The sequence below is a fragment of the Streptomyces bambusae genome, from assembly GCF_020532645.1.
Classification (GTDB): domain Bacteria; phylum Actinomycetota; class Actinomycetes; order Streptomycetales; family Streptomycetaceae; genus Streptomyces; species Streptomyces bambusae.
The window spans coordinates 100,963-112,850 of the sequence record NZ_JAJAUZ010000001.1 but is presented as its reverse complement, the minus strand read 5'-3'; the positions used below and the strand labels follow the sequence as shown (position 1 = coordinate 112,850).

Here is an 11,888-nt window from a genome sequence, read left to right as displayed (position 1 = left end):
CCTTTCAGGCGGTCAGCTGAGACCGACTCAGATGTCGAGGAAGCGAACGTCCTTGGCGTTCCGCTGGATGAAGGAGCGCCGCGCCTCGACGTCCTCACCCATCAGCACCGAGAACAGGTCGTCGGCCTGCGCCGCGTCGTCCAGCGTGACCTGGCCGAGCACGCGGTGGTCCACGTCCATGGTGGTGACGCGCAGCTCCTCGGCGTTCATCTCGCCCAGACCCTTGAAGCGCTGGATCGAGTCTTCCTTGATCCGCTTGCCCTGCTGCTTGCCGAGCTCCACCAGGGCGTCGCGCTCACGGTCCGAGTACGCGTACTCGAAGTCGTCACGACCCCACTTGATCTTGTACAGCGGCGGCCGGGAGAGGTAGACGTGCCCCGCCTCGACCAGCGGCCGCATGAAGCGGAACAGGAAGGTCAGCAGCAGGGTGTTGATGTGCTGGCCGTCGACGTCGGCGTCCGCCATCAGGATGATCTTGTGATAGCGGAGCTTCTCGATGTCGAAGTCCTCGTGCACGCCCGTGCCGAACGCCGAGATCAGCGCCTGCACCTCGGCGTTCTGGAGGATCTTGTCGATCCGCGCCTTCTCGACGTTCAGGATCTTGCCTCGGATCGGCAGGATGGCCTGGTACATCGGGTTGCGGCCCGACTTCGCCGAGCCGCCGGCGGAGTCACCCTCGACGATGAAGATCTCGCACTTGGTCGGGTCGTTCGACTGGCAGTCCGAGAGCTTGCCCGGCAGCGACGCGCTCTCCAGCAGACCCTTGCGGCGCGTCAGGTCGCGCGCCTTGCGGGCCGCCACGCGCGCCGTCGCCGCCTGCACCGACTTGCGGACGATGTCCGCCGCCTCGTTCGGGTTGCGGTCCAGCCAGTCCGCCAGGTGCTCGTAGACCGCCTTCTGCACGAAGGTCTTCGCCTCCGTGTTGCCCAGCTTGGTCTTCGTCTGGCCCTCGAACTGCGGCTCGCTCAGCTTCACCGAGATGATCGCCGTCAGGCCCTCGCGGATGTCCTCACCCGTGAGGTTGTCGTCCTTTTCGCGCAGGATCTTCTTGTCGCGCGCGTACTTGTTGATCAGCGACGTCAGCGCGGCGCGGAAACCCTCCTCGTGGGTACCGCCCTCGTGCGTGTGGATGATGTTGGCGAACGAGTACACGCCCTCCGTGTACCCGTTGTTCCACTGCATCGCGATCTCGACCGAGAGCATCCGCTCCTTGTCCTCGGCCGCGACGTCGATCACCGTGGGGTGGATCAGTTCGCCCTTGCGCGAGTTCAGGTACCTCACGAAGTCGACGATGCCGCCCTCGTAGTGGTACTCGACCGTGCGCACCTGGTCGGCGTCGGACTCCTCCGCGGAATCCGCACCCATCGTCGCCTTGGCCGACTCGCGCTCGTCCGTCAGCCGCAGCCGCAGGCCCTTGTTGAGGAAGGCCATCTCCTGGAAGCGCCGCGACAGCGTCTCGAAGGAGTACTCGGTCGTCTCGAAGATGTCCGCGTCGGCCCAGAACGTCACCGAGGTGCCCGTCGCGTCGGTCTCCTCGTTGCGGGCCAGGCCCGCCGTCGGTGCACCGAGCTTGTAGTCCTGGCTCCAGCGGTAGCCGTCCCGCTTCACCTCGACCGAGACCCGGCTCGACAGGGCGTTCACCACGGACACACCCACGCCGTGCAGACCGCCGGAGACGGCGTAGCCGCCGCCGCCGAACTTGCCGCCCGCGTGCAGCACCGTGAGGACGACCTCGACGGCCGGCTTCCCTTCGGACGGCACGATGTCGACGGGGATGCCACGGCCGTTGTCGACCACCCGCACCCCGCCGTCGGCCAGGATCGTCACGTCGATCGTGTCCGCGTGCCCGGCCAGGGCCTCGTCGACCGAGTTGTCGACCACCTCGTACACGAGGTGGTGCAGGCCGCGCTCACCGGTCGAGCCGATGTACATGCCCGGCCGCTTGCGAACCGCGTCCAGACCTTCCAGGACCTGGATGTTGCTTCCGGTGTACGAGGCCCCCGCGGCCTCGCCGCCCTCGGCGGCTGTGGACTTGTTCTCGTTGGGGTTGCCCGAATCGGCCACGAAGCGCCCTTTCTGGCACAGCACAGGCCGTACTCCGGGCCGGCAGGCATGCAAGCAGGAGCGGCTGCGTCGTTCTGCGTAGTCAGCGTTGTCTAGCGGTGTCTTTGCGGTCTTCAGCGATCTTCACGTTCGATCCCGCCGAAAGGCGGGATTACCCCCCAGTCTACCGGTACCACGGACATGAATGGGGGTTTGCAGGTACCTGAGTCCGCATGTGCCGCCCTGAACCTGTGTCGCCCGACTCCCCATATCCGGACCGGGGTCCCAAGAGGCTCACACGGGCATCCAGCGCTTCGGGCTGTCAAGCTCCGGCTACCGTGCGGGACACCACACCTCCCACGGCCCGCAGCCGGCCCGCATCACCCGTACGTATCCCCGGGTCCCGTCGATCCCGGCGCCCGCAGCGGGCCGTACCGACGCGGGGCACCACCCGGCGGCAGCACCTTGATGAACCGCACGGTTCCCTGCCCGAGCTGCCCGTTCAGCCGGGCGATCAGCTGCGGAGTCAGGTGCCTGAGCTGCACCATCCACGCCGACGAGTCACACCGCACCGTCAGCTCGCGCTTCTCCGGATCCGCGTCGTACGACTCCGGCCGGCAGTGCGCCGCCACGTCAGGACCCACGATCTCGTCCCAGCGCTGCATCACGCCCGCCACCGCCATCGGCTGCTCCCAGCCGTGCTCGGTCCGCATCCGCTCCAGCGCGGCACCCAGCCGCATCGGGTCCCGGCCGTCCGCCCGCGCACCCGACCGCAGCCCGCCCTGCCGCGCCCGGCTGCGGTCGCCGGCCACCGCACCCCGCGCCCGCGCCGCCTCCTTCGCAGCCGCCAGCGCCTGCCGGGCCAGGTCGACTCCCGACAGCTCGGGCACCCGCCCCGCCCCGGAACCTTCTTCCTGCTCGCTCACAGCCGGGTCACCTCACCACCCGAAACCCCGTACCGGACGCCCGTCAGAACGTCCGGAACGTCGTCGTCCACAGCCGCCGTCACCAGCACCTGCTCAGCCGGGGCCACCAGCTCCGCCAGCCGCTCCCGCCGCCGCGCGTCCAGCTCGGCGAACACGTCGTCCAGCACCAGCACCGGCTCGCTGCCCTCGGCCCGCAGCAGGTCGTACGACGCCAGCCGCAGCGCCAGCGCGTACGACCACGACTCGCCGTGGCTCGCGTACCCCTTCGCGGGCAGGTCGCCCAGCCGCAGCAGCAGCTCGTCCCGGTGCGGACCGACCAGTGTCACCCCCCGCTCGATCTCCTGCTTGCGGGCCTCGGCCAGCGCACCGAGCAGCGCTGTGCACAGCTCTTCGCGGCTGCTGTGGACAGCTGCGTCCACCGCCTCGCCCACCGAACTGCGGTACGCCAGCGCCAGCGGGCCCCCGCCCGGCGCCAGCTGCTCGTACGCCTTGTCGGCCAGCGGCTGCAGCGTCGCGATCAGGTCCAGCCGCTGCGCCAGCAGCTCCGCACCGGCCCGCGCCAGGTGCTGGTCCCACACGTCGAGCGTCGACAGGTCCATCGACCGGCCGCCGTGCCGGCGCGCCATCGCCGCCGACTTCAGCAGCGTGTTCCGCTGTTTGAGCACCCGCTCGTAGTCGGACCGCACGCCCGCCATCCGCGGCGACCGCGCCGTGATCAGCTCGTCGAGGAACTTCCGCCGCTCCCCGGGGTCGCCCTTGACCAGCGCCAAGTCCTCCGGCGCGAACAGCACCGTCCGCACGATCCCCAGCACGTCCCGCGGCCTGACCTGCGAGGACCTGTTGATACGGGCCCGGTTCGCGCGGCCGGGGTTGAGCTCCAGCTCGACCAGCTGACGGCGCTCGCCCTGGGTGACCGCGGCCCGGATGACGGCCCGGTCGGCCCCCATCCGCACCAGCGGGGCGTCCGACGACACCCGGTGGCTGCCGAGCGTCGCCAGATAGCCGACGGCCTCGACGAGGTTCGTCTTCCCCTGCCCGTTGGGGCCCACGAAAGCCGTGACGCCCGGGTCGAGCGGAACCTCGGCCCGGGCGTACGAGCGGAAGTCGGCCAGCGACAGATGCGAAACGTGCATGGTTGCGCCGACCTCCCCCGGCTGCAGGTGTGTCGTTACTTCTTCTCGACCGCGTGGCCGCCGAACTGGTTGCGGAGCGCGGCGATCATCTTCATCTGCGGGGAGTCGTCCTGGCGCGACGCGAAGCGCGCGAACAGCGACGCGGTGATCGCCGGCAGCGGCACCGCGTTGTCGATCGCGGCCTCGACCGTCCAGCGGCCCTCGCCGGAGTCCTGCGCGAAGCCCTTCAGCTGCTCCAGGTGCTCGTCCTCGTCCAGCGCGTTGACGGCGAGGTCCAGCAGCCAGGAACGGATGACCGTGCCCTCCTGCCAGGACCGGAACACCTCGCGGACGTCGGTGACGGAGTCCACCTTCTCCAGCAGCTCCCAGCCCTCGGCGTAGGCCTGCATCATGGCGTACTCGATGCCGTTGTGGACCATCTTCGCGAAGTGGCCCGCGCCGACCTTGCCGGCGTGCACCGCGCCGAAGTCACCGGCCGGCTTGAGCGCGTCGAAGATCGGCTGGACGGCCGCGACGTGCTCCTTGTCGCCGCCGTACATCAGCGCGTAGCCGTTCTCCAGGCCCCAGACACCGCCGGAGACGCCGCAGTCGACGAAGCCGATGCCCTTGGCGGCGAGCTCTTCGGCGTGCTTCTCGTCGTCGGTCCAGCGGGAGTTCCCGCCGTCCACGACGATGTCGCCGGGGGAGAGCAGCTGGGCCAGCTCGTCGATCGTTGACTGGGTGGCCGCCCCTGCCGGGACCATCACCCACACCACGCGCGGACCTTGCAGTCCGTCCACAAGCTCCTGCAGGCTGTGGACATCAGCGAGGTCAGGGTTGCGGTCGTATCCGATGACGGTGTGGCCTGCGCGGCGGATGCGCTCGCGCATGTTGCCGCCCATCTTGCCGAGACCGACGAGACCGAGCTCCATCAGGTGGTTCCTTAAGCGTTGAGGCCGTCAAGCCCGGGGATTCCCGGGCCTTCTCCCGGCTCCGAGCCTACGCCGGGCCGCGGGTGCCGGCCTGCACAGGAGTCGCAAGGCCCGGCCCCGCGCGTCGCGGGACCGGGCCTGAGCTGCGAGAACGTCCGGCCGTCAGCGGGCCGGACAGCCGCACCGGCATCCGGCCGGGCGGGTCAGCCGGACAGCCGCACCGGCATGATCAGGTACTTGTACGCCTCGTCCGCCTCGGCGTCGACGGCGGGACGGCCGCTGAGCAGGGCCGGCTTGGTCGAGGTGGTGAAGGAGAGCTGGGCGACCGGGGAGTCGATGGCGCTCAGGCCGTCGAGCAGGAAGGTCGGGTTGAAGGCGATCGAGATGTCGTCGCCGTCCAGCTTGGCGTCCACACGTTCCACAGCCTGTGCATCGTCGCTGGAACCGGCCTCCAGGATGAGGACGCCCTGCTCGAAGCTGAGGCGCACCGGGGTGTTCCGCTCGGCGACGAGGGCCACGCGCTTGACGGCCTCGACGAACGGGGCGGTCTCGATGACGGCGACGGAGTTGAACTCGGTCGGGAACAGCGTCCGGTACTTGGGGAGGTCGCCCTCCAGCAGCCGGGTGGTGGTGCGGCGGCCGGCGCCCTCGAAGCCGATGAGGCCTTCGCCCGCACCGGAGCCCGACAGCGCCAGAGTGACGGTGTCACCGCTGGTCAGGGACTTGGCGGTGTCGAGCAGCGTCTTGGCGGGCACCAGGGCGACGGCGGACGCGTCCGGGTTCTCCGGCTTCCACAGGAACTCGCGGACGGCGAAGCGGTAGCGGTCGGTGGAGGCGAGGGTGACGCGGTCACCCTCGATCTCGATGCGCACGCCGGTGAGGACGGGGAGCGTGTCGTCGCGGCCGGCGGCGATGGCGACCTGGGCGGCCGCGGAGGCGAAGACCTCGCCGGGGACCGTGCCGGTGGCGCCGGGCATCTGGGGCAGCGCCGGGTACTCCTCCACCGGCAGGGTGTGGAGGGTGAACCGGGAGGAGCCGCAGACGACGGTCGCCCGTACACCGTCTGTGGAAATCTCGACGGGCCGGTTGGGGAGGGCACGGCAGATGTCGGCGAGGAGACGGCCGGAGACGAGGACGGTGCCGTCCTCCTCGACGTCGGCGTCGACGGAGACGCGGGCCGAGACCTCGTAGTCGAAGCCGGAGAGGCTCAGGGAGCCCTCCTCTGCCTTCAGGAGAAGGCCTGCGAGAACGGGCACCGGCGGCCGGGCCGGAAGGCTACGGGCCGCCCACGCCACCGCCTCCGCGAGTACGTCGCGCTCCACCCGGATCTTCACCGGAACCGCCTCCTGCTGTTGCTGGCTCGCCCTGCTGGCCTTCGTCGTCGGCTGAATGCCGGAGACCAGTCTGACGTACGGCACCGACACCTGACGCTGCTGCCCGTCAAATCGGTCCCGAGTCGGAGGCGAGCCCGGACGACGACTTGTGCACAGGTCCTGCTTCAAAACGGATTCCGGCCTACCTCTCTATGGGGGTAGTAGTAGGCCTTGTGGATACCGTGGATAACGCGATCTACGCAGGTCAGCCCCGGTTTTTTATCCCCACACCCTGTGGGTGGCACCGGTGGACAACAGGCCTTGTCTGTGGAGAACGGAAAGTTCTGCACACCCCGTCCCCAGGAAGCCCCTCCCCGTCCACAGAATCGTCCCCAGCTTTACCCGGCTTGCCCACAGGCCAATCGTCCACCTTGGTGTGACGCCTTTCACTCCGGGTGGTGACTGCGGACCTCTCGTTGCCGAACAGTGGACAACCGTGTGGACGAAACGGCTCCGGCTGTGCACAAGCAGCCCCAGCCTGTGGGCCGACGGTGGACAACGCTGTGGGCAGTCCTGTGGACAGTTTTTTCGTCCACAGCCTGTGGACACCTCTCGCCCACAATTTCACAACCCTCTGACCAGCTCTGATGGTCCCTCAACAGGCCTGCCTGTGGACAGATTGTGGGCGATCGCAAGAGTCCCCAGGGTGTGGACGGAACAAAGTCTCCCGATCTGTGGGCAACTTGCGTAACCACCTCACTAATCGAACGCTTTGGTCGTCTGTTCACACCGCGGACACCGTCCGCTGGGCGCCCGGACGGCGTCGAGGACCGCCCCCGGACACGAAAAAGCGCCCCGGGGAGTTGCCCCGGGGCGCCCTCTCACCCACGTCGCCCGAACGGCTCAGCCGTTCTTGATGCGGTTCGTCAGCTCGGTCACCTGGTTGTAGATGGACCGCCGTTCGGCCATCAGGGCGCGGATCTTCCGATCGGCGTGCATGACGGTGGTGTGGTCGCGGCCGCCGAACTGTGCGCCGATCTTCGGCAGCGAGAGGTCGGTGAGCTCCCGGCACAGGTACATGGCGATCTGCCGGGCCGTCACGAGGACGCGGCTGCGCGACGATCCGCAGAGGTCGTCCACGGTCAGCCCGAAGTAGTCGGCGGTGGCGGCCATGATGGCGCCGGCCGTGATCTCGGGCGCGGTGTCCTCGCCGCCGGGGATCAGGTTCTTGAGGACGTCCTCGGTGAGGCCGAGGTCGACCGGCTGCCGGTTCAGGCTGGCGAAGGCGGTGACCCGGATGAGGGCGCCCTCGAGTTCGCGGATGTTGCGCGAGATCCGCGAGGCGATGAACTCCAGCACCTCCGGCGGGGCGTTCAGCTGCTCCTGGACCGCCTTCTTGCGCAGGATCGCGATGCGGGTCTCCAGCTCGGGCGGCTGGACGTCGGTGATGAGGCCCCATTCGAAGCGGTTGCGCAGCCGGTCCTCCAGGGTGACGAGCTGCTTGGGCGGCCGGTCGGAGGACAGCACGATCTGCTTGTTCGCGTTGTGGAGCGTGTTGAAGGTGTGGAAGAACTCCTCCTGCGTCGACTCCTTGCTCGCGAGGAACTGGATGTCGTCGACGAGCAGGATGTCCATCTCGCGGTACCGCTTGCGGAAGGCGTCGCCCTTGCCGTCGCGGATGGAGTTGATGAACTCGTTGGTGAACTCCTCGGAGCTCACGTACCGCACCCGGGTGCCGGGGTAGAGGCTCCGCGCGTAGTGCCCGATGGCGTGCAGCAGGTGCGTCTTGCCGAGGCCGGACTCGCCATAGATGAAGAGAGGGTTGTACGCCTTCGCGGGCGCCTCGGCCACGGCGACGGCGGCGGCGTGCGCGAACCGGTTGGAGGCACCGATGACGAACGTGTCGAAGAGGTACTTCGGGTTCAGCCGGGCGGTGGGCTCGACGGGGCCGGACGAGGAGCCGGAGGGGGCGGGCGGCGGCGCGGCGGGTCCGGGCCGGCCGGGCGCGGGCTGCTGCTCGGTGCGGTCGGGGCGCTGCTGCTCGTACGGCTTGGGCTCGTACGGGTACGGCTCGTACGGGGGCTGCTGGTCGTAGCCGCCGGGCTCGGGCTGCGGCAGGTAGCCGTGCTGGGGCTGCTGCGGGGTGGAGTAGGGGTCGCGCTCGGGGTAGCCCCCGAGGCGGGGCTGCTGCCAGCCGTAGTCGTCCTGCTGGCCGGCCCGGGGCCAGGCGCCGGGCTCGGGGCGCGGCTGCTGGTAGTCCGGGTAGGCGGGGCGGACGGTGGGGAGGTCGTCGCCGGGGCGCTGGCCGTATCCGTCGTAGGCGTCGCGGCGGTCGTCGTCGTACCGGGACTGGGGAGCCGGCGGGGCGGGGGCCGGGGCGGGCTCGCCGACGGAGTCGTCGACGGTGATCGCGATGCGGATCGGCCGGCCGCACTCGCGGCTGAGGGTCTCGCTGATCAGCGGGGCGAGGCGGCCTTCGAGGACCTGCTTGCCGTATTCGTTGGGCACGGCGAGCAGGGCGGTGTCGGCGACCAGCGCGAGGGGCTGGCAGCGCTCGATCCACTGCTGGTCCTTGGGCTCGATCCCCGTCGTGCCGTCCCCGAGGAGCTGGTCGAGGACCCGTGGCCACACTGCGGCAAGATCGGCAGGTACGTCAGCCACAGGGCACGCTCTCTCACAGGTCCCACGAATGTGTGGTTCTTTGGGACGGTCGGGACAAAAAAATGCGGGGTCAAGCCAAGGTAGTCAGCGCGGGGGCCGTGGTTCAAGTTGTTGTCCACAGGCTGTGCACAGTGTGGGGTCAGTGCGGCTCGGTTTGACCGGATGGCGTAGCCGCGCGTACCGTAACCAGGTCGAGTTGTCGATGGCTGCTGCCGCCTGCCTACCGATGGGCGAAGGTCACTCCAAGTGATCGTTTAGCGGTGCCACTCGGGCGATACGCGAGTTCCTCGTGGGCGCACGGTGACAGCCAGGCGATGTCCCGCCACAACGATTCATTCTCTGGAGCCCCCGAGTGAGCAAGCGCACCTTCCAGCCGAACAACCGTCGTCGCGCCAAGACCCACGGTTTCCGTCTGCGTATGCGTACCCGTGCCGGCCGCGCGATCCTCGCGAACCGCCGCGCCAAGGGTCGCAGCGCCCTGTCCGCGTAATCGCGCACAGGTCATGACGTCGTGCTGCCTACCGGAAACCGGCTGAGGCGGCGCGAGGACTTCGCGACCGCGGTACGACGGGGCCGCCGGGCAGGCCGCCCGCTCCTCGTCGTCCACCTACGTACCAGCGGTGCAACGGACCCGCACGAGCCGGGGGACTCAGCTTCCCCGACGCGTGCGGGTTTCGTCGTCAACAAGGCAGTGGGCGGAGCGGTCGTCCGCAATCGGGTCCGGCGCAGGCTGCGCCACCTGATGCGGGACCGGCTCGCCGTCCTGCCCGCCGGTAGCCTGGTCGTGGTGCGTGCTCTGCCCGGATCGGGCGAGGCCGACCACGAACAGCTGGCCCGGGACCTGGATGCCGCCATACAGCGGCTGCTGGTGGGAGGCGCGGCTCGATGAAGTACCCGCTGCTCGCTTTGATCAAGCTGTACCAGTGGACGATCAGTCCGCTGCTCGGGCCGGTGTGCCGCTATTACCCGTCGTGTTCGCACTACGGGTACACGGCCATCGACCGGCATGGTGCGGTGAAGGGGACTGCCCTCACCGCCTGGCGGATCCTGCGGTGCAATCCGTGGTCCCCGGGCGGTGTGGATCATGTCCCACCTCGTAAACGCCCGCGTTGGCACGAACAGCTGCGCAGTGCGTTGCGTAGACCTCGCAATGCTCAAGGAGCCTGATTAGTGGACACGATTGCCAGTCTGTTCAGCTTTATCACCACGCCTGTTTCGTGGGTCATCGTGCAGTTCCACAAGCTGTACGGCGCCCTGTTCGGCGATGACTCGGGGTGGGCCTGGGGCCTGTCCATCGTGTCGCTGGTGGTGCTGATCCGTATCTGCCTGATCCCGCTCTTCGTGAAGCAGATCAAGGCGACGCGGGGCATGCAGGCGCTCCAGCCGAAGATGAAGGCGATCCAGGAGCGCTACAAGAACGACAAGCAGCGTCAGTCCGAAGAGATGATGAAGCTGTACAAGGAGACGGGTACCAACCCGCTCTCCTCGTGCCTTCCCATCCTGGCGCAGTCGCCGTTCTTCTTCGCGCTCTACCACGTGCTCGCGAGCATCGCGAACGGCAAGCAGATCGGTGTCCTCGACCAGCGCCTGGTCGACAGCGCGCGTGAGGCCAAGATCTTCGGTGCGCCGATCGCCGCGAAGTTCATGGACAGCCCCGCGAAGGTCGAGGCGCTCGGCGCGACCCTGACCGACGTCCGGGTCGTGACCGCGATCATGATCGTCCTGATGTCGCTGTCGCAGTTCTACACGCAGCGCCAGCTGATGGCGAAGAACGTCGACCTCTCGGTCCAGACGCCGTTCATGCAGCAGCAGAAGATGCTCATGTACATCTTCCCGCTGATCTTCGCCGGCATGGGCATCAACTTCCCCGTGGGTGTCCTCGTCTACTGGCTGACCACCAACGTGTGGACCCTGGGCCAGCAGATGTACGTGATCAACCAGAACCCGACGCCGGGCAGCAAGGCGCAGGACCAGTACCTGCAGCGCCTGCTCAAGCACATCAGCTCGCACGGTGACGTCCGCGGCCGCCGCCGCAAGAACATCGTCTCGGCGATCGTGGCCAAGGGTCCGGACCGCAACGACAACGAGCGCAAGTTCGTCACCGCACTGTCGAAGCAGGGTCTGGCCGCCCAGGCCGACGGCACGGTCGTCAAGAGCGTGGAGGCGACCGCCGACGCGGATGCCGCGAGCAGCGGTACGCAGAAGCGCCAGCAGCCGAAGCGGCAGTCGAAGTCGCAGCGCCAGAACCCCCCCAAGTCCTCGCCCAAGAAGTAAGAAGGAGTCCATCCCGTGACGGAAGGCACCACCTCCGCCGCCGCTGAGGGTGGCGACACCCTCACCCGCCTGGAGCAGGAGGGTGAGATCGCGGCCGACTACCTCGAAGGCCTGCTCGACATCGCCGACCTCGACGGCGACATCGACATGGACGTCGAGGCCGACCGGGCCGCGGTGTCGATCATCAGCGACTCGAGCAGCCGGGACCTGCAGAAGCTCGTGGGCCGGGACGGCGAGGTCCTGGAAGCGCTCCAGGAGCTGACCCGCCTGGCCGTGCACCGGGAGACCGGTGACCGCAGCCGTCTGATGCTGGACATCGCCGGCTTCCGCGCCAAGAAGCGCGAGGAGCTCGCGGCGATCGGCGCGAAGGCGGCGGACGAGGCGAAGAGCACCGGCCAGCCGGTCAAGCTGGACCCGATGACCCCGTTCGAGCGGAAGGTCGTCCACGACGCCGTCGCGGCCGCGGGCCTGAGCAGCGAGTCCGAGGGCGAGGAGCCGCAGCGCTTCGTCGTTGTGCTCCCGGCCTGATCCGGAGCGAGTCGAGAGGTCGGCCCCGTCTGTATCGCAGGCGGGGCCGATCTTTGTCAGCCTGGCATTCACATGCGCCGGGGCCGGCTCCGGCCGCCC

11 protein-coding genes are annotated in these 11,888 nt (G+C 68.7%); 5 read left to right on the top strand and 6 right to left on the bottom strand.

The annotated features are described in order from the left end of the window. Positions 1-27: 27 nt before the first annotated feature. The 6 genes from gyrB to dnaA all read right to left on the bottom strand — a co-directional run bounded on the left by gyrB (position 28) and on the right by dnaA (position 8,987). Positions 28-2,088, bottom strand: coding sequence for a DNA topoisomerase (ATP-hydrolyzing) subunit B (gene gyrB, locus LG634_RS00505; RefSeq protein ID WP_226731519.1), 2,061 nt, complete (start codon positions 2,086-2,088; stop codon positions 28-30). 335 nt (positions 2,089-2,423) lie between these two features. Further along, positions 2,424-2,969, bottom strand: coding sequence for a DciA family protein (locus LG634_RS00500; RefSeq protein WP_226731518.1), 546 nt, complete (start codon positions 2,967-2,969; stop codon positions 2,424-2,426). Then, complete coding sequence (recF, locus tag LG634_RS00495) at positions 2,966-4,102, bottom strand: DNA replication/repair protein RecF (RefSeq protein ID WP_226731517.1); 1,137 nt, start codon at positions 4,100-4,102, stop codon at positions 2,966-2,968. The genes LG634_RS00500 and recF overlap by 4 nt, the downstream gene beginning before the upstream one ends. Positions 4,103-4,137: 35 nt before the next feature. Next, a complete protein-coding gene (gene gnd, locus LG634_RS00490) occupies positions 4,138-5,013 on the bottom strand; it encodes a phosphogluconate dehydrogenase (NAD(+)-dependent, decarboxylating) (protein ID WP_226731516.1) in 876 nt (291 codons plus the stop codon). A gap of 203 nt (positions 5,014-5,216) precedes the next feature. After that, positions 5,217-6,347: a DNA polymerase III subunit beta gene (dnaN, locus tag LG634_RS00485; RefSeq protein ID WP_226731694.1), complete on the bottom strand. Its 1,131-nt coding sequence runs from the start codon at positions 6,345-6,347 to the stop codon at positions 5,217-5,219. Between the two features lie 882 nt (positions 6,348-7,229). Further along, the gene (gene dnaA / locus LG634_RS00480) at positions 7,230-8,987 is read right to left on the bottom strand and encodes a chromosomal replication initiator protein DnaA (protein ID WP_226731515.1); all 1,758 of its coding nucleotides are present in this window, start codon (positions 8,985-8,987) and stop codon (positions 7,230-7,232) included. 352 nt (positions 8,988-9,339) lie between these two features. Between dnaA and rpmH the strand changes: the two genes are divergently transcribed. From rpmH to LG634_RS00455, 5 genes are read left to right on the top strand one after another with little or no spacing between them, the layout of a single operon-like run. Continuing rightward, on the top strand, positions 9,340-9,477 hold the full coding sequence (rpmH, locus tag LG634_RS00475; protein ID WP_030457638.1) for a 50S ribosomal protein L34: 138 nt from the start codon (positions 9,340-9,342) through the stop codon (positions 9,475-9,477). 21 nt (positions 9,478-9,498) lie between these two features. Next, entirely contained in the window at positions 9,499-9,876 is a 378-nt protein-coding gene (rnpA, locus tag LG634_RS00470; RefSeq protein ID WP_226731514.1) for a ribonuclease P protein component, read from the top strand. Beyond that, positions 9,873-10,154, top strand: coding sequence for a membrane protein insertion efficiency factor YidD (gene yidD / locus LG634_RS00465; protein WP_150208749.1), 282 nt, complete (start codon positions 9,873-9,875; stop codon positions 10,152-10,154). The genes rnpA and yidD overlap by 4 nt, the downstream gene beginning before the upstream one ends. Positions 10,155-10,157: 3 nt before the next feature. Beyond that, positions 10,158-11,261, top strand: a complete 1,104-nt coding sequence (gene yidC, locus LG634_RS00460) for a membrane protein insertase YidC (RefSeq protein WP_226731513.1) — start codon at positions 10,158-10,160, stop codon at positions 11,259-11,261. 15 nt (positions 11,262-11,276) lie between these two features. Continuing rightward, positions 11,277-11,789, top strand: coding sequence for a Jag family protein (locus tag LG634_RS00455; RefSeq protein WP_226731512.1), 513 nt, complete (start codon positions 11,277-11,279; stop codon positions 11,787-11,789). The last annotated feature ends 99 nt before the right edge of the window (positions 11,790-11,888 follow it).

Excerpts from the sequence above, each read along its gene's own strand:
- recF (WP_226731517.1), bottom strand. The coding sequence starts at position 4,102 with ATGCACGTTTCGCATCTGTCGCTGGCCGACTTCCGCTCGTACGCCCGG.
- gnd (WP_226731516.1), bottom strand. The coding sequence starts at position 5,013 with ATGGAGCTCGGTCTCGTCGGTCTCGGCAAGATGGGCGGCAACATGCGC.
- yidD (WP_150208749.1), top strand. The coding sequence starts at position 9,873 with ATGAAGTACCCGCTGCTCGCTTTGATCAAGCTGTACCAGTGGACGATC.